Origin of the sequence: Marivirga sp. (assembly GCF_024636815.1) — a bacterium.
Lineage (GTDB): Bacteria > Bacteroidota > Bacteroidia > Cytophagales > Cyclobacteriaceae > Marivirga.
In genome coordinates, this window is the sequence record NZ_JAGXGF010000051.1 from 1 (window position 1) to 18,586 (window position 18,586).

17 protein-coding genes are annotated in these 18,586 nt (G+C 35.6%); 10 read left to right on the top strand and 7 right to left on the bottom strand.

Annotated features, from left to right (window positions below):
- Nucleotides 1–161: 161 nt before the first annotated feature.
- The gene (locus Q0L29_RS03880; protein ID WP_296619255.1) at nucleotides 162–1,253 is read right to left on the bottom strand and encodes an MFS transporter; all 1,092 of its coding nucleotides are present in this window, start codon (nucleotides 1,251–1,253) and stop codon (nucleotides 162–164) included.
- Between the two features lie 89 nt (nucleotides 1,254–1,342).
- Complete coding sequence (locus Q0L29_RS03885; protein ID WP_296619257.1) at nucleotides 1,343–3,202, bottom strand: M1 family metallopeptidase; 1,860 nt, start codon at nucleotides 3,200–3,202, stop codon at nucleotides 1,343–1,345.
- Nucleotides 3,203–3,390: 188 nt separating this feature from the next.
- Between Q0L29_RS03885 and Q0L29_RS03890 the strand changes: the two genes are divergently transcribed.
- Both Q0L29_RS03890 and murA read left to right on the top strand, forming a co-directional pair.
- The gene (locus tag Q0L29_RS03890; protein WP_296619259.1) at nucleotides 3,391–4,050 is read left to right on the top strand and encodes a DUF4290 domain-containing protein; all 660 of its coding nucleotides are present in this window, start codon (nucleotides 3,391–3,393) and stop codon (nucleotides 4,048–4,050) included.
- Nucleotides 4,051–4,053: 3 nt separating this feature from the next.
- Nucleotides 4,054–5,361 (top strand): UDP-N-acetylglucosamine 1-carboxyvinyltransferase, encoded by a 1,308-nt coding sequence (gene murA, locus Q0L29_RS03895; RefSeq protein WP_296619260.1) that lies wholly within the window; start codon nucleotides 4,054–4,056, stop codon nucleotides 5,359–5,361.
- A 429-nt stretch (nucleotides 5,362–5,790) separates the two neighbouring features.
- On the opposite strand, the gene Q0L29_RS03900 is transcribed toward murA, so the two are convergent.
- A complete protein-coding gene (locus tag Q0L29_RS03900) occupies nucleotides 5,791–6,576 on the bottom strand; it encodes an ion transporter (protein WP_296619262.1) in 786 nt (261 codons plus the stop codon).
- 79 nt (nucleotides 6,577–6,655) lie between these two features.
- On the opposite strand from Q0L29_RS03900, the gene Q0L29_RS03905 reads away from it, so the two are divergent.
- Genes Q0L29_RS03905 through Q0L29_RS03915 form a run of 3 tightly spaced genes read left to right on the top strand, consistent with a single transcriptional unit; the run spans nucleotide 6,656 to nucleotide 9,179 of the window.
- Nucleotides 6,656–7,045 carry a rhodanese-like domain-containing protein gene (locus tag Q0L29_RS03905; protein ID WP_296619264.1) on the top strand — a complete coding sequence of 130 codons (390 nt, stop codon included), beginning with the start codon at nucleotides 6,656–6,658 and terminating at the stop codon, nucleotides 7,043–7,045.
- Nucleotides 7,042–7,797 (top strand): EI24 domain-containing protein, encoded by a 756-nt coding sequence (locus Q0L29_RS03910; RefSeq protein WP_296619266.1) that lies wholly within the window; start codon nucleotides 7,042–7,044, stop codon nucleotides 7,795–7,797. Before Q0L29_RS03905 ends, Q0L29_RS03910 begins: the two co-directional genes overlap by 4 nt.
- A gap of 26 nt (nucleotides 7,798–7,823) precedes the next feature.
- The gene (locus tag Q0L29_RS03915) at nucleotides 7,824–9,179 is read left to right on the top strand and encodes an NAD-dependent succinate-semialdehyde dehydrogenase (RefSeq protein WP_296619269.1); all 1,356 of its coding nucleotides are present in this window, start codon (nucleotides 7,824–7,826) and stop codon (nucleotides 9,177–9,179) included.
- Between the two features lie 309 nt (nucleotides 9,180–9,488).
- Here Q0L29_RS03915 and Q0L29_RS03920 read toward each other — a convergent pair whose 3' ends face one another.
- From Q0L29_RS03920 to Q0L29_RS03930, 3 genes are read right to left on the bottom strand one after another with little or no spacing between them, the layout of a single operon-like run.
- The gene (locus Q0L29_RS03920; RefSeq protein ID WP_296619270.1) at nucleotides 9,489–10,526 is read right to left on the bottom strand and encodes a VWA domain-containing protein; all 1,038 of its coding nucleotides are present in this window, start codon (nucleotides 10,524–10,526) and stop codon (nucleotides 9,489–9,491) included.
- Entirely contained in the window at nucleotides 10,516–11,406 is an 891-nt protein-coding gene (locus Q0L29_RS03925; protein WP_296619272.1) for a hypothetical protein, read from the bottom strand. The genes Q0L29_RS03920 and Q0L29_RS03925 overlap by 11 nt, the downstream gene beginning before the upstream one ends.
- Nucleotides 11,403–12,281 (bottom strand): DUF58 domain-containing protein, encoded by an 879-nt coding sequence (locus Q0L29_RS03930; protein WP_296619273.1) that lies wholly within the window; start codon nucleotides 12,279–12,281, stop codon nucleotides 11,403–11,405. Before Q0L29_RS03930 ends, Q0L29_RS03925 begins: the two co-directional genes overlap by 4 nt.
- Before the next feature lie 135 nt (nucleotides 12,282–12,416).
- Here Q0L29_RS03930 and Q0L29_RS03935 point away from each other — a divergent pair, with 135 nt between their 5' ends.
- The 5 genes from Q0L29_RS03935 to Q0L29_RS03960 all read left to right on the top strand — a co-directional run bounded on the left by Q0L29_RS03935 (nucleotide 12,417) and on the right by Q0L29_RS03960 (nucleotide 18,147).
- On the top strand, nucleotides 12,417–12,782 hold the full coding sequence (locus Q0L29_RS03935; protein ID WP_296619274.1) for a DUF4296 domain-containing protein: 366 nt from the start codon (nucleotides 12,417–12,419) through the stop codon (nucleotides 12,780–12,782).
- 15 nt (nucleotides 12,783–12,797) lie between these two features.
- On the top strand, nucleotides 12,798–15,194 hold the full coding sequence (locus Q0L29_RS03940) for an endonuclease MutS2 (protein ID WP_296619275.1): 2,397 nt from the start codon (nucleotides 12,798–12,800) through the stop codon (nucleotides 15,192–15,194).
- Nucleotides 15,195–15,886: 692 nt separating this feature from the next.
- Nucleotides 15,887–16,657, top strand: coding sequence for a hypothetical protein (locus Q0L29_RS03945; RefSeq protein WP_296619277.1), 771 nt, complete (start codon nucleotides 15,887–15,889; stop codon nucleotides 16,655–16,657).
- 9 nt (nucleotides 16,658–16,666) lie between these two features.
- Nucleotides 16,667–17,326: a DUF5675 family protein gene (locus tag Q0L29_RS17545; protein ID WP_367275748.1), complete on the top strand. Its 660-nt coding sequence runs from the start codon at nucleotides 16,667–16,669 to the stop codon at nucleotides 17,324–17,326.
- Nucleotides 17,327–17,700: 374 nt separating this feature from the next.
- Entirely contained in the window at nucleotides 17,701–18,147 is a 447-nt protein-coding gene (locus Q0L29_RS03960; protein WP_296619278.1) for a hypothetical protein, read from the top strand.
- 112 nt (nucleotides 18,148–18,259) lie between these two features.
- Here the strand turns inward: Q0L29_RS03960 and Q0L29_RS03965 are convergent.
- On the bottom strand, nucleotides 18,260–18,586 hold a 327-nt coding region (locus Q0L29_RS03965; protein WP_296619280.1), incomplete at its 5' end, for a hypothetical protein.

The window sequence follows — 18,586 nt, forward strand, 5'->3', positions numbered from 1 at the left end:
CGCACAAAACAGCGCACAAACCTAAGCCACCCTTGACAAACTTAAAATTTTATCATAGGACAACTACGCCTAAAAAAGGCAAAAAAAGAAAATAAATTACCTTTTGTCTGGTTTTTCAACATAGAAACTCAGGTTATTATTAAATTGACTTTGAATTACTCCTAGAGAAATAAAACATCAATCAGACTATTCGGGATTTCAAACCCGCAGAAAAATACCCCAACACCTAATACCTTTTGTTTTACACTGGTATTTTGCAATGCTAGTGGTAAGGCGGTGACATTTATCATAGCATAAAATACTGCGAAAATAATGAGTGCTATTATGATGAGCATATTACTAGGAATGGTAAAAACTCCAACAGTACTTATGCCTGCGAAGACTAATCCGATTAATAATAATTTTACGATATTATCCTTCGTTACTTTTCTACTGATAATAATTGAGAAAATAGCCGTAAGTATCAATACTAAGGAAGAAACCCACTGTCCACTCATCCCCATAATTGATTGAAGCTTATTTAAATATTCAGGGAAAACTTCAATAATTATCCCAGAAAATAATCCCATTCCTACACCTAACAAAATCACTTTACCCATTTTAGATTTAGGTCTAAAATCATCAGGTCTGGTTTCCTGACCATCATCGGTAAGTTTCAAAGAATTTTTACGAAGCAAATAACCTGAGACTGAAACGATTATACCTCCTACTGCAAAAGTAGCTGCGCCACCCAAGAAATCTATTATATCTACAATAACCGGCTCTAGTGAATAAAGTAAATCTGAAGTAATCGTTAAAGCCGCAACCGTGATAGGTAACTTAGTGCTAGGACTAAACATTTCTATAGTAGAAATAGCAGGACTGGTAAACAAACTCATAGCAAACAACCATAATATCACCAATACAGGAAGTGCATAAATGACGAATGATCGAGGTGGATTTACAATTAAAGTAAAAGCCACTGTCATAAAAATCATAGCTGCAAAACTTACCCCCAAAGTAATGATCCGCAATCTGTTACCTAATTTATTTCGATATTTATCACCTAGATAACCCGCTAAAGGTGGAGTGAGAATTAATATAATGGCCTGTCCCCAGATTAACATAGGTTCAAACTCTGTCATATTAAAAGTATCTAGCAGGGCTGGCTGATATCTGTGATAGGCTATCCAGCCAATAATAACAGAAGCATATAGTGCCAAAAGGCTGATCATTTGCTTCCATTGAATTGATGATGTAGATTGAGTATCCATAATAAAAAAGTCTTTACAGTTTGTCCAATTTACGAAAGCTAATGGCTTTCTGGATTTCCTGTAAAGACTTTTTTATTGATTTTATATAATTATTTGTTAAATGTTGGTTCTAAATGTTTCTCTGCATTAAAAATATTGTTTTCTCTATCAACATCCGCCATACCTTCATTTTTATCTATAACCATACTTTTAATGTTAGAAGCCGGTTGATCTAATTCAAAAGTATAAGTTGGGAATACCCAAGGCCAATCGGCCAATGTTTTAACATTTGAATCAAATGATTTTTCACCTCTCATAATTCTTAAAGGAATATAAATCATTTCGCTATTGCCATCATTATAAGTAATGGAAACTTCCAGTGGCATTGGCATTTCACCAACTTTTTCTAAGGTTACAAATGTTTTGCCATTACTTTCCAGAACTGATTTAATTCCATAATCAATCTGCTTAGTTGAATTTACCCAATATTCTTTATACCAATCTAATTCCAAGCCTGAAGCTTTTTCCATTACTCTGATGAAATCATTAGGATTAGGATGCTTGAATTTCCATTCATTGAAATAAGTTCTCATAGCTGGATAGAAAACATCTTCTCCCATTATATATCTTAACTGACCTAAGAAAGTAGCTCCTTTGGAATATGCAGCTCTTCCATAAGCATAATTTGTAACATAATGATCAGCATGCGTGCTTAATGGCTCTTCATAGCCGCTTTCTGCAAGTGCTAAATATCCTCGGTAGTTTCCTGATTGAGGATTTTCTTGTCCTTGCTCCATAATTACATTCATGGTTTCAGCTGCTCCGAAAGAAGTAAAGCCTTCATCCATCCATTCATATAGAGATTCATTTGATGCCAAAACACCTTGATACCAGCTATGGAACATTTCATGAACCGTAACTCCCACTAAACTTCCTAAGCTTCTTTCCCCTGTAATTAAAGTAGACATCGGGTACTCCATTCCACCATCTCCACCTTGAATTACTGAATATTGATCATAAGGATATTTTCCAAATGTTTTATTCATGTATTCGAAGGCTTTAACAGTATACTCAGGTAACTTTTCCCAGTTTTCTTTAGTTTTATCATTTTCCTGATATAAAAAATGCAATTCAGGGCCATTTGGGACTTGAGCTTTTACGTGTTTGTAATCAGGATCAGCAGCCCACATAAAATCAATTACTTGTGGTGCTTTAAAGTGCCAGGTTAATTTCCCTTTTTTTCCTTTGCCCCCTTCTGTGCCTTCTTTTTGATAGCCATGTCCAACTTCTTCAGGGTTCTGAATATAACCAGTACCGCCTAAAACATAATCTTCATCGATAGTAATTTTTACATCAAAATCTCCCCAAACACCATGAAATTCTCTTCCGATATAAGGATTTGAATGCCATCCCTGGTAATCATATTCTGACATCTTTGGATACCACTGAGCCATAGAGTAGCTGATTCCTTCAGCATTATTTCGACCTGACCTTCTAATCTGCTCAGGCACTTGACCTTCAAATTCCATTTCAAAAGTCACTGACTCACCAGAATTAATTGGCTTATTTAAATCAACTTCAAGGATAGTACCCACTACTTCAAAATCAACCGCTTTACCATTTTGTTTTAAGCTTTTAATTTTTTGATAGCCTATTTCATCATCGCTTAATTTACTTATTCTATCTCCTACTCTTCTGTCTGGATCTTTGATAGTTCTAGACCGAACATCCATCATACTATTGGGTTGAAATGCATTGAAATAAAGGTGATAAAATACTTTATTCAATTGATCCGGAGAATTATTGGTATAAACCACCTTTTGCTCTCCATCAAATCGGTGTGTCTCCACATCCATATCAATTTCCATTTCATATTTAATAGCTTGTTGCCAACGATCTTTCGTTTGCCCAAAGGCAATAACCGAACTCATCAACATTGCCATTACTAATCCTAAAAAATTTATTTTCATAATGATTGAATTTTGGTTTTACATCAATCCCAAAAGTGGTCATTTCTAATTAGTCTGCCAATCAATTTTATATAAGCGTTAGGATTTAACTGATGAAAAGAGTTTAAGGGTCTAAATACATCATGATAATTTAAATTTCTCAGCTTAAAATTGTAATGCCTGTTATTTCTTTCTAATTTTCTATCTTTGTGAAAGAAGAAGCTAAGACTATGTTAGATTATAATACCCAGAGACCTGAAATGAAATTAAAAGAGTATGGACGCAATGTCCAAATGTTGGTTAAACATTTGCGCACTGTAGAGGATAAAGAGACGCGTAATAAAATGGCCAATACTGTTGTGGATTTAATAAAGCAATTAAGTAGTGGTCCTAAGGATCATAATAACGATAACATGCAGAAATATTGGGATGATTTATACATCATGTCCGATTTTAATTTAGATGTTGACAGTCCCTATCCTATGCCTGAAAAAGAAATTTTAGGTAAAAAACCACAGCCTGTTAAATATGCAACAGATGAAGTAAAATTCAAGCATTACGGACGAAATATTGAATTATTGGTTGAAAAGGCTATCAGCATTGAAGATCCTGAAGAAAAACAAGCTGCTGTTTATTATATAGGTCGTTTGATGAAAACTTTCTATACCACATGGAACAGAGACAATGTAACAGAGGAAGCCATTGCTGATAATATCAAACAATTGTCAGATGGTAAATTATCTGTTGATATTGAGCATGTAAAAGCTACCAACGGTTTTGATGCCATTTTTAAAGACAACAGGCCAAAAAACACTAATAAAGGCAAAAGAACAAATAAAGGAAGTAATCCAAAAAGAAGAAGAAACTAATCAATGGCATCATTTAAAATTACCGGAGGGCAAAAACTCTCTGGTGAAATACATCCTCAAGGTGCAAAAAATGAGGCATTACAAATTCTTTGCGCTGTTTTATTAACTCCTGAAAAAGTTACCATTCATAAAGTTCCCAATATCGTGGACGTCAATAAGTTAATTGACTTGCTAAAAGATTTGGGAGTTGAAGTCAATCAAATCGGAGATGAAAGCTATGAGTTTTCTGCAAAGAAGGTAAATCTTGATTTCTTTGGAACTGCTGAATATACCAAAAAAGCAGCGGCTTTAAGAGGTTCGATCATGCTTTTAGGCCCGCTTTTAGCAAGGTTTGGAAAAGCAATGATCCCTAAACCAGGAGGAGATAAAATTGGTAGAAGAAGACTTGATACTCACTTTATCGGGTTTCAGAAATTAGGAGCAAAATTCCTCTTTGAATCAGAAAAAAACTACTATCACATAGATGCCTCTAGCTTAAAGGGCGCTTACATTCATTTGGATGAAGCTTCAGTTACTGGAACGGCCAATATTGTAATGGCTGCCTCTATGGCAGAAGGTAAAACCACCATTTACAATGCTGCATGTGAACCCTATTTACAACAGCTATGCAAAATGCTGGTTAGAATGGGTGCTAAAATTGAAGGTATTGGTTCTAATCTATTGCATATAGAAGGAGTAAAAGAATTAAAAGGCACAGAACATACCATGCTGCCTGATATGATTGAAATCGGAAGTTTCATTGGCTTAGCTGCTATGACTCAGTCCGAAATCACTATTAAAAATGCTGGAATTGAACATCTAGGAATCATTCCAGAAACTTTTCAAAGGCTGGGTATTAAGATGGAATTCAGAGGAGATGATATTTTTATTCCTTCACAACAACGTTACGAAATAGAAACCTTTATTGATGGTTCTATTATGACCATAGCCGATGCTATCTGGCCGGGCTTCACTCCTGACCTATTAAGCATTGTTTTGGTAGTGGCAACACAAGCCAAAGGAACGGTTCTTGTGCATCAAAAAATGTTTGAAAGCAGATTATTCTTTGTTGATAAATTAATCGACATGGGGGCTCAAATCATCTTATGTGATCCGCACAGAGCTACGGTTATTGGACTTGACAGGCAAATAAATTTAAGAGGAATTTCCATGACTTCACCTGATATCAGAGCCGGGGTTTCCTTATTAATTGCTGCTTTATCTGCTGAAGGAGAGAGTACAATTCATAATGTAGAGCAAATAGACAGAGGTTATCAGAATATTGATGCTAGATTAAATGCATTAGGTGCTAAGATTGAAAGAGTGCAGTAAAGCCCCTAAATCCCCCAAAGGGTGAAATAAGAAAGGAGTTTGAAGCTCGAAGTAGGAAGTTTCGATTCTGTGGGATGTTGGGTGATGGATGACTAGGCACCTTATTATTTATTTCTTTTAGCTTAAAGGTATTCTTGCGGTTTAACGGTTGAAACTGTCTAACCGCTAATCAAAACATGCGATTAAGATGTGTTTGAGGGATAATTCCTTGCTATTACCTAGTCCCATTCGGGACGAAATTATGTTAACTCTGATATAAGCAGAAAACCTAAGGCCTGTAAGGGTGACATTATTACCAATTCTCCTATATCACAAATCTTAATTGAATAAAAAAGTCTTGATTCTAGAATCATGAAATAAACTCTTCAATATTTTACCACAGACTTTCAGTCATTAATCTTTGAAAGATACTTATCAGAAAACTAATTTCTAATTTATTGATTTACCACAATGGGGACATTTATTGTCCTCATTTTTCTTTCCTAATTTATTCATAAATCCAGCACTAATTATTCCTGTTGGTAGAGCTATTATACCAATACCCATTAAAGCAATAATTCCAGCAATAAAACGACCTAGAGAGGTTATTGGATAAACGTCCCCATAACCTACTGTGGTTAAAGTAGCTACTGCCCACCAAAATGAGGCGAGTATATCAAGAAAAGCTTCCGGTTGATGTTCTGACTCAATTGCATACATTAGAAAGGAAGCTAATAATAACGTTAAAAATGTAACGAAGCCGGTGATAAGCAGCTCTTCCTTTTTTTCTTTGATTACTGTTCCAATTAGTTTTAAAGAATTATTATATCTGTTAAGTTTAAATATTCTAACCACTCTTACCAGTCTAATAATTCTTATAAACCTCAAATCAATTTTTATGAGCATTGGTAAGTAAAATGGCAAGATTGCTAGTAAGTCAATAATCCCAAATGGAGATAACATAAATTTTATTGCAGATTTCAACCTACTTTTACTTGGATGGGATAAATCAGAAACAAATAATCTTAAAAGATATTCAATTGAAAAAATAATGACACAAAAGACATTAAAATTAACCAATATTTCATTGTATTGACTGTAAATTTCATCTACAGATTCCAAAACCAATGTAATGACATTTAATAAAATTAAGGTGAAAATAAAATAATCAAATGCAAGATTCTGTTTACTATCATGAGAACCTCTTTGTAATATTTTAAATAGCTTGTCTTTCATACTTAAAAAATGGTAACATTTGGCACAAACTTATTTCCTTAAATAATTAATTTTGTAAATTAGAATTAAATTTAAATCTATGAAAACCTTAATCACTTTTATATTATCCATATTTCTGATTTCAGCTTGCTCTCAGGGCAATGCTCAGGAAAATATGACCGTTAGCGAATTAAATGCAATCTCATTTAATGAGGGAAATAACAAAGTTGTTTTAGACGTAAGAACTTCTCAGGAGTATGCTGAAGGCAGAATTCCAGGTAGTGAAAACCTGGATGTTTTAAAAACCGATCTATTTACAACTTCTATCCAAAAACTTGATAAAGACAAAACCTATTATGTGATTTGCAGATCAGGATCAAGAAGTCAAACGGCTGCAAGCCAAATGAGGAATGCTGGTTTTAAAAACGTTATCAATATCACTGGAGGAATGCAAGCTTGGGAATCAGCAAATTTCCCTGTTGAAAAATGAGAAGATTTTTCCAGGAATTTAGTCAATCTACTTTAGCCTATTATGAAGCCTTTCAATTTGTGCGAAAACACAATCTGAAAGGCTTTATTTTGAGCTCTGCCTTTTTCAATCTATTTGCATTTATTTTTGTAGGAGTCATAGCTTGGGTCTATACAGGAAAGTTAATTGACCTAATTTATACTACCTTCAGCTTTCCTGACGACTGGGAAGAATGGGGAAACATCTTACAAATTCTAACGGCTATTTTTATTAGAATCCTTCTAATTTCACTTTATATAAATCTTTATAAATACATTGTTTTGATAATATTCGCTCCAGTTCTAGCAATTTTATCTGAGCGCACCCAAAACATATTAAATCAACAAAAGAAATCAATTAATTTAATGAGATTGGTATCTGAAATAGGCAGAGGCATGCTGATGGGGATTATTCTAATCAATCTCAACATAATTTTATACCTGCTATTACTTATTTTAAGCATATCAATTCCTTTTCTATCCCCTGCCTTTGCCATTTCTGTATTTTTGATAGAAAGCTTTTTCTTTGGTGCTTCCATGCTGGATTACAGAAATGAATATTTCCAATTGGACGTAAAATCGAGCTTAATGAAAATTTTTGAGCATAAAGGTTTGGTTTTAGGTAACGGATTAGCTTTAAACCTGTTTATACTAATACCATTTATTGGAGTTTTATTTGCACCTTCCTTTGCTTTGATAGCAGCAGGAATTCATGCAAATAAAGTAATTCGATAATTTTTAAACTAAACCACAATACTATTATGGCTATTGAAAGCAGAAATCCATTCAATGATGAAGTTTTAAAAACATTTGAAGAGGAAACTGACAAGGAAATTGTAGGGAAAATTGATCTAGCAGAAAGTACTTGTACAGACTGGAAAACCAGTAATTTCACTCATAGAAAAGAGCTGATGTTGAAAACAGCGGTCTTACTTCGTAATAGAAAAGAAGAGTATGCAAGCTTGATGACCATGGAAATGGGTAAAGCGAAAAGAGAAGCCATAGGTGAAATAGAAAAATGTGCTTTAGCGTGTGATTATTATGCCGAAAATGCTGAAAAATTTCTATCAGAAAAGAAACTAAAAGTACCAGAAGGTGAAGCCTATATTGCACATGACCCAATAGGAATCGTTTTGGTCGTAATGCCCTGGAACTTCCCATTTTGGCAAGTATTTCGTTTTGCCGCACCTAACTTAATGGCAGGAAATGTAGGTTTATTAAAGCATGCTTCTAATGTTCCTCAATGCGCTTTAGCAATTCAAGAAGTCTTTGAAGATGCCGGATTTCCTAAAGGATGTTTTCAAACGCTATTAGTTTCTTCTTCAAAAGTCAATATGATCTTGGATGATAAGCGAGTGAAAGCAGCAACTCTAACAGGAAGCGAAGGGGCTGGAAGTAAAGTAGCGGAAAGAGCCGGTAAAAATTTAAAGAAAACCGTTCTAGAATTGGGTGGAAGCGACCCTTTTATTGTGCTTAAAGATGCCGATATCAAAGAAGCCGCCAAAACAGGTGCCAAAGCCAGAATGATCAATAACGGCCAGAGTTGTATTGCCGCTAAACGATTTATTTTAGAAGAGTCTATAGCAGATGACTTTCTAAGTATTTTCAAAAAAGAATTTGAAAATATCAAAATTGGAGATCCTTCAAGTGATGATTTTGATTATGGCTCTATGGCAAGAGAAGATTTAGCGAAAGAACTGGAAGAACAGGTTCGAAAATCAGTAGATAAAGGTGCTAAATTATTGATTGGAGGAAAAAGAGATAAAGCGTTTTTTGATCCTACTATTTTAACTGATGTAAAACCAGAAATGCCGGCTTACGAAGAAGAATTGTTTGGGCCTGTAGCAATAGTATTAATAGCCAAAGATGAAAAACATGCCATAGAACTAGCCAATGACTCTAGATTTGGATTAGGTGGCTCTCTATGGAGTAAGGATATAGATAAAGCCAAAAAGCTTGTTAGAGAAGTGGAAAGTGGGGCAGTTTACATTAACAAATTAATGGCTTCTCATCCGGCAGTACCTTTTGGAGGAGTAAAAATGAGTGGTTATGGCAGGGAGTTATCAGAGATGGGAATTAAGGAATTTGTCAATCAAAAAAGTGTTTGGATTGCTTAAAAAGACCATAGTACTAACAAATAAATGTCCGACATTTTCAATGTCTGACATCTCTGTAAAGCTATTAAAGTCTTGTAAAATCAGAAAACTGCATTATGTCAGACATTATATTGATTGAGTCTTTTTCAGAAATTTTCTTTTTCTAGTTTTAAAAAATACGGTTTAGTGATAACGATAGTCTATGTCGGACAATCTTATGACACTAATTCGATTGAGATTATTTGCAGAAAACAGTTTTGTAATGTCCGACATTTTCAATGTCTGAGATGATTATAACGTTATTAAAGCTTTGAAATAAAATTTGTTGATTTAATCCACCAATACATTAGAGATATAAGTCGATTTGGTGAGCATCCATAATAAGAAAAAGACTATCGCCCATTTTAAATAGACATCATAAAAATCTTTAGTGTCTTTATAGCGAGTTTCTTTGATTTCAGCTTTTTCGTATTGATCAATAATATCAAAAACCTCTTTTAGGGCTTGATTATCAGTAGCTCTGTAGAATTTACCCTCTCCTATTTCCGCAATATTTTTTAGACCTGTTACATCCATGGAATTTTCTATATAGCGTGTTCTGCCAAAGAAATCTTTTCCGTAGGGCACTTTCCCTTCTTTCCCAATCGCGATGGTATAAATTTTAATATCATAAGCATTAGCCAATTTTGCAGCCGTTTCAGGATCTATGTTTCCTGCGTTATTATCCCCATCACTCAATAAAATCAATACTTTGGATTTTGAATCTGACTCCCGCATTCTGTTGGTTCCTACAGCCAAAGCGCTTCCAATTGCCGTTCCAGAAGCTTCCATCATTTTGAAATCAATATCAGTAATCTGATTTTTAAGCATTTTATAATCCGTAGTCAAAGGAGAAAGTGAATATGCTTCTCCACTAAATATGGTCAACCCTATTCTATCCTGAAATCTACCATCTATAAAATCATTGGCAACTTGCTTAGCAGCTTCCAGGCGATTTGGGGTAAAATCCTGAATCTTCATGGATTCTGATATATCTAATACCAACATGATATCGATTCCTTCAGTCCACTGCTCAACGCGCTCATTGGTTTGTTGTGGACGAGCTAATGCCAACAACATCAAAAGAGCTGAAAACAATAGAAGGATTAAAGGAATAAATCGGAGAATAGAAGAAAATTGAAAGCCTATTCCTTCGCCTCTAAAAGCAACAGGTACTTTGGGGCTAAACCTACTTTTCAACCACTCTACCAATAAATAGATAATAGGTAAAGCAATCATGGCATAAAAAGCCATAGGAAATTCATATTCGAAAGCTTTAAGCCTTTCAGGGGAAAACCAATCTAAACTCAACCAATTATTACTTTCCATCAGCGATCACTTTAATTCTTTCTTCTAAAATAACACCGGCATAATTCAACAGGAATTTGAAGGCCTCTGTAGCATTTTCTCTTCCTTTTGATGAATAAATCGTTCTATCAATAGATTTTAAATTTTCATACAACTCCTCATTTTGTTGCATTTGATTTATCTCTTTACTCGTTAGCTTAGCATAAGGAGATTTTGAAATAAATTCAGCATGCTTTTTCCATGTGTAAAGCAGCTTTTCGATTTTCTCCACAGGCATATCTCCTACTGCGGACAATTTGTCTTCAAATGAAGTTCTAAACTTATTATGTCGTTTATTGAGCCTCCAAATTTGCCATTTCTTTCTAAGTTTCTTCCCAAAGATTATAATGACCAACAGAATAATTATACCCAATGCAATCAAAAATGCGATCAGATAAGGATAATTGAAATCCTTATCCAGTTTTGAAATGGTAGTCTCTGTTTTCATTTGCAAACTATCACTTACCACTTGAATCTGCTCTTCCAAAAACACAGAATCCAAATCAGCAAAAATAGCAGTGCTATCTTTTCCCTTAACTATAAAAACAGGCAGCTTTAACTTCTGTACTTTATCTATTTCAAAAGAGGTTAAGGTATAAACTACACTATCGAAACTTTTTACACTATCGGTTCTAGTCTGGAAATATTGCTTTCGAGTATATTCAAAAGGAGCATAATCATAAAGAGAATCAGGCATTAAAATTTGGAAATCAGCTGGATAACGAATACTTAAGCTGTATTGCACCGGTTCTCCTATAGCCATACTGTCCTGAAGGAATTTTCCTTTAGGCTCAATTTGCTGTCCGAATAAATTTATAGTAAATGCAAGACTGAAAATTAAGCTCAACCCATATTTCTTCATGCCTTTTTCTTGCTTAAATTCCTGATTTTAAATAGTTTAATTAATTTAGATGTATAATCTTCTTGTGTATCAATCAATAAATAATCTGCTTGATTACGCTTACAAATATCCTTTAATTCAGAAGAATGATCTTTATTCTTTTGCTGAAAATTCTTTTTAAAAGTCGCACTTGAAGTATTCACCCATCGTGTTTTACCGGTCTCCTTATCTTTGATAGGAACTATACCTAACATAGGTAAATCCGTTTCCAATTTATCTTTAATATGAATGACTATTAAATCATGTTTACGAGCCAAAGCTCTTAAATGATGTTCATATCCTTCATCTACAAAATCACTGATCAAAAATATGACACTTCTCCTTTTGACCAGGCCAAGTAAATAAGAAAGCCCTTTATCTAAACTTGTTTTTAAAGATTTTGGCTTTAAATCGAAAAGTCTGGTGATGGCATAATAGCCATGCTTCTGCCCTTTAGCAGGTTTCACATACAATTCTCTTTGATCAGAATAACCGACCATTCCCACTTGACTACCTTCCTTTAATGCTGAAATGCATAAAACACCGGCTATCTCTTTCGCTATATCGGATTTTTGCTTGCCTTCTAAGCCAATTTCTTGCGATGCACTCACATCTATCAGAAAATAAACATTCTGTTCTTTATCTTCTTTAAATGTTTTCACAAAAGTGCCATGCCCTTTGGCAGAAACATTCCAATCAATGGTTCGCACATCATCTCCATACTGATATGGACGCACATCGTCAAATTCCAAGCCTGAACCTTTAAATACAGAATGAAAATCGCCCTGCATTTGATTGTTTACGGCTTTCCGAATTTTTATTTCATATTTTCGAAGCTTTTTAAAGAGCTCCCTCATAATAGGTCTTTTAAATTGTTAATTTTGCCATGCATAAAACTCAAACGAAAAAGATAACGATAATTGTCATTATCAGTTTACAAAAATACATTTGGCAACGAATTTGATGAAGTCAATTGTAATATTAATATAAAAATGAGAAAACTTATCTACATCATCGCAATATTAACAATAGTTTCCTGTAGTGGAAAAAAAGAACGGCCAAAAGGTATTATACCTCAAGAAAAAATGGCACTCATTCTTTCTGATATATACATGGCAGAATATATTGTCACAAACATAGGTTTAAAACAAGATTCCTCTAAAGTAGTTTTTCGTCATTATGAATTGAAAATTTATGATGATTATGATACAAATGATTCTATTTATAAAGAAAGCTTCAAATATTATTTAGAACATCCAGATCAATTGGAAACCGTTTTTGATATCGTAATAGACACACTGAGTTTACGGGAACAAGTACAAAATGCCAATAAACACAAAGATAGAGATAGAAAATAAAGCCTCATTAAATTTATGATTTTACCCCTTGATTTTGAACAAAGGATTGGTTTTGATAAAGTAAGAGAATTAATTTCTGCTGAGTGTAGTAGCAACCTGGGTCAAGCGATAGTTGATAAAATGGGCTTTATCCATAAATTTGAAAAGCTCCAACCCCTACTACTGCAAACTGATGAATTTCTGAAGATTTTTCAATCCGGAGAATATTTCCCTTCAGGTAATTTCATAGATGTAAGCCATTTCATTAAAAGGGCAAAAGTCACTGGAGCTTTCTTTAGCGAAGATGAGTTTTTCGACTTAAAATTAAGCCTTAAAACCATTTTAGATTGTATCTCTTTCTTTGATGAATTTGAAGAAGAGTACCCTACTTTATTCAGTTTAAGAAAAGCAGTAAACCTGGAACCAGCTCTATACAAAGCAATAGATGCTAAAATTGATGAAAAAGGCAATCTAAGAAATAATGCCAGTCCAGCATTACAGCAAATCAGAAGCGATATTTTTAAAGCTCAAGCTCAGCTGAGAAAGCAAGTTGAAAAAATATATAAAGAAGCTTCCGCCAATAAATATACTCCAGAAGATGCTTCTATTACCGTTCGGGATGGTAGGATTGTAATACCTGTTTTAGCGGAATACAAGAGAAGAGTTAAGGGATTTATCCATGATCAGTCAGGTACTGGTCAGACGGTTTATATTGAACCTACTGAAGCCTTAGAGCTGAACAATGAAGTTAGAGAGCTGCAATATGCCGAACGCAGGGAAATTGTTAAAATCCTCACTCAACTGACTGCTTTGGTAAAACCAGAATTGGAAAATCTGGAAAAAGCATATAGATTTTTGGCTATTTTGGATTTTATAAGAGCTAAAGCTAGATTTGCGCAGAAAATTGGAGCAGTACTCCCTCAATTAGAGAACTCAAGAATAATTGAATATCGAAATGCAGAACATCCACTTCTTAAACTAAGCTTAGCAGAACAAAATAAAAAAGTTATTCCGCTCTCCATTCAGTTAAAAGGGGATAAAAGAATACTAATTATTTCAGGTCCAAATGCTGGTGGTAAGTCCGTGGCTTTAAAAACCGTAGGGCTTTTGCAATTTATGTTGCAATGCGGTTTGCTCATCCCCGTTCACCCAGACAGTAAATGCGGGATATTCTCCAATTTATTTATAGATATAGGGGATCAGCAAAGTATTGAAAATGATTTGAGTACTTACAGTTCCCACCTTCAAAACATGAAGAATTTTCTATTGAACTCGAATAAGCAAACATTGTTTTTGATCGATGAATTCGGAACAGGTACAGAGCCAAGATTTGGTGGAGCGATTGCAGAATCAATTTTAGAGGAATTATACAGCCAAAAAGCTTTTGGGGTTATTACCACTCACTATGACAATATTAAAAACTTTGCAGTAAAAAACCAGAATGTCATCAAAGGTGCTATGAAGTTTGATGAGCGAAATCTGGAACCGCTTTATGAACTGGAAATCGGCAAGCCAGGAAGTTCATTTGCCATAGAGGTAGCTGAAAAAATGGGGATCCCTCCTGCAATTCTCAATAAAGCCAAAGGTAAGATTGGTACCGAGCGAGTGAATTATGATAAGCTTCTAAATCAATTAGGGAAAGAAAAACGGGAACTAGAAGCCAAGATCAAAGAAATTCAGAAAAGAGAAGGATCTCTAGAAAAAAGTGCTCAAGATTATGATGAACTCAATGAGTTTCTGAAAACCCAAAAGAAACAGATCATTATAGAGGCAAAGCAAGAAGCAAAATCCATTATTAAAGAGGCCAATAAAAGAGTTGAACAAGCGATCAGGGAAATAAAGGAATCACAGGCAGATAAAGAAAGGACAAAAAAAGCTCGTAAGCAACTTACCGATTATGATCAAAAGATGGAACCCCCTGTCGAGAGTAAACCACCTAGACCTATAAAGCCTAGTTTCAAACCTGCGGATGGTAACATCAAAGTAGGTGATTATGTAAAAATCAAAGGACAAGATACTATAGGTGAAGTGCTAGCCCTAGGACAAAAAGAAGCTGAAATCATGTTGGGAGAGCTGAAATCCAAGATAAAGCTAAACCGACTGGAAAGGATGTCTAAAACAGCCATAAAAAAAGAGAAAAAGAAAAGTTTTTCCGGTACTTCCACTGGCATGATTGAGCGCAGCACCAATTTCAAGCATCAAATAGATGTCAGAGGAATGCGAGCAGAAGAAGCTATTCAGGCGGTGGACAGATTTATTGATGATGCCATGGTCTTAGGCTATAATGAAGTCAGCATATTGCATGGAAGAGGCGATGGAATCCTAAGAAGATTCATCAGAGATTATCTGAGGCAGTATAATTATGTAAAGTCATTAAAAAATGAACATGAAGAAAGAGGCGGTGATGGAATTACTTTGGTGGGCCTTAGTTGAAAGATATTAAAAAAAGCCCTTTAAACTAAATTAAAGGGCTTTTATACTTGAAAATCGTGATCCGTTCAGGATCATCTACCTATATCTTATCTTAATGATTTACAGTTATTTACGCCTTTTCTTTTTGAAAGGGGCACAAATAGGGCACAAATTATTTATTTGAAATAACCGCCATTTGTAGTCTATTTTTGAAGCTCAAACTGCCAAAGAACTTTTCTTTGTTATACTAAATATACGCAAAAAAGGGCAAATTTTATGAATAAAAGGCGGAAAATTTCTGGATTAGAACCTTAAAATTTGGCTTAATCTGTGAGGTATTCTTGGACTGTTTCAGCATCTATTCCAGTGTAATCTGCGAACTCGGAAACGGTAATGAGCTGATGCCTTTCTTTTCCTTTTAGTTCGCGGATTCGGTCTAATATCCTTCTTCCGGTGCGCTCGCTCTTGCCTGTTATGCGCTGAATGTCCTTTGGGTATATGACGGTTCTTTTCAATATCATTGCTCCATACTTTAACTACGCTTTATCTATACTTTATCTATGGCTATGAGATACACTAATATAGTCAATTTTCAGAAAGGCTGAGAGTCATATATTGCCATTACAGACAGCATAACCTTTATCGGAAGTCTTTTTTTGACTTCGCTCCTATATGAGAATAGTTTGCTTGCTCATCAAACATATTTTTCAATTATGGCAAGACAAAAGGGTATTATCAAATTTACAGGTAAAATGGACGGTGTGTCCTTTTACAAATCCAAGGATGGCTATTTGGCCAGAAGTTCTGGTGGAGTTGACAAAGAACGTATCAAGAATGACCCAGCCTTCCAAAGGACCAGGGAGAATGGAGCTGAATTCGGAAGAGCTGGAAAGGCAGGAAGACTTTTGAGAACTTCTGTTCGACCGTTGCTTTTGAAAGCTGCGGATAGTCGGGTGGCCAGTCGAATGACTCGAGAAATGGTAAAGGTCGTAAAAAGCGATTCAACCAATGACAGAGGGGAAAGAACGGTTACTGATGGTGATGTGATGTTGCTGAAGGGTTTTGAGTTCAATAAACAGGGAAAGCTTAATGCGACCATGTATGCACCTTTTACGGCTAATATTGACCGAGCTACAGGAGAAGCTACGGTGAATATTCCGGGGTTTATTCCACAGAATACATTTGCGGCTCCTACTGGGGCATCCCATATGCGCTTGGTGGCAGCAGCAAGCAAGGTGGATTTTGAAGAAGAAACCTTCAATCTGGATACGGATGAAAGCAGTGAAATCGCTATTGGTCCACAATCGGAATCGGCAATTACGTTGACAGCTACGGTTCCTGCAACAGGTGACCAACCCATCTTTTTACTTTTTGGGGTAGAATTCCTACAGGAAGTGAACGGCACTATGTATCCGCTTAAAAATGGGGCATTCAATGCCTTGGCGTTAGTGGAGATTGATAATACTGCTGTTTCGCCAATATAGGTTTAGGACATGAGTTTTGAACTTATTCGGACTTATAAGCCGAGCGGAACCAATGGGAGTTTAAGGTATGGCAGTGAAAAAATCTGCCATACCATTGAGCTTCCCTGGAAGGGAAATCAACCTTTTGTCAGTTGCATTCCTGAAGGGAGATACCTTTTGGAAAAGAGGATTACCCATGAAAGGGGATTTCATCTGATATTGAAAAGTGTTCCGGGAAGGAGTTGGATTTTAATCCACCCTGCGAATGAAGCTCAAACGGAATTGGAAGGATGCATTGCACCCGTCATGGAGCTCACAGGAATTGGAAAAGGAACCAACTCTAGGGATTCTTTAGAAAAGCTTTTAGAAGTCTTTGAAGAGGCTCTAAAGCATCAGGAACATATTTACATCACTATTAAAGAAAAATCTGTTATGAATATTTTAGAACGGGCAAAGAAGCCCACACCAAAGTTATTTAAGAAACTGAGAACGGTAGGCTTGATATTAGCTGCTGCAGGCGGTGCGATTTTAGGTGCGCCTATTGCGCTTCCAGCTGGCTTGATTACGGTGGCTGGATACTTGACGGTTGGCGCCAGTGTCCTGACGGCAGTTAGTCAAGTGACTGTTGAGGACGAAGGGAAAACACCTCCACTGCCTGAGGTTAAAAACAAGGGAGATGCACCACGGTAAGGCCGGCACTGCAGGGGGAACGCTGCTTAGTGTGATGGTCAATCTGCAAAGTGCGGATATTGTAAAGACTTGCATTTTGGCAGCTGTTGGCGCATTAGTTAGTTTTTGTATGTCATTGGCCATGAAATGGGTGGTCAAGAAAATCAAGAAGAAAGGCCGTAGTTCATAGCTACGGTTTTTTTTTGTGGATTTTGGAAGTGAATTTGAAAAATGAAAATAGGGATTTATAGCAAATCATTATAAAAATAATAGCTACCGGTTGGAAAACAGAAAAAATTCATACTCATTTGTAATTCAATCAATTAACCTAAACAAAATATCATTGTCGGTCACTCCGGTATGAGTCACATCACAAGTAAACTATGATAAACCAAATGCAATATTGTAGACTACTAATTCTGATTCTATTCTTAACTAGTTGTGATGTTAATGATGAAACGGATATTACCAAATATATTTTGTCAAATGAATCTAGTCATGAAATCACATTAATCGAATACTACACAGCTTCAGGATCGGGGAATAAGTTTCAAGAAAGTTATTATTTGGATGTAAACGCCCAAATTGATTTTATATCAGAACCAGAAAACTGGACTGGTCCACTAGCAAGTTCACCTTTTCTTACTGCTGATAGTATAGTGGCCATATTTGATGATACTCTCTCTATTATGTATGATAGAGGTCGACTGGATGGCAATCCAATACGTATTGACAATTATAAGTTATTGGAAGGAGAGGAAGATCCCTACGTTTACCTGTTTGAATTCACCAACGAAGATTATGAACGTGCTCTGGAAAGAGGGCGGATCGTTAAACCTTAATCAAAGATCTGAAAAATCGTAGTTAACTGCTTCTGTTTTTTTATGTCCAATCCACAAGGGGAATTAGCAAAAAAAGAAAAACCTGGCAGGCTAAACCCACCAGGCAATAAAACTAAAACGGCAATGGCGAGAAATTAAACTCAAACCACAAAAACCGAAGGAAATAATAACCTTCAGACTGAACACTGAACCGCGTAAAACTAAACGCTGGACGAAGACGAACGTACGCCACCAACCACCGGCTGGCAATGCGCACTTTAAAAATTAATTTAAACATAGTGCGCATCCACACAGGAACGGTGAGATAGATGCAAGAGCGGCACAACAAAAAATACGAGCATGAAGGGTCTGGAAGTCGGGAAGGATGCTGGAGATTTTTTTTGTAGCCGGCAAAGCGAACTCTTGTCATCTTTCTCATCCGCATGCCTGTAAATTTCAC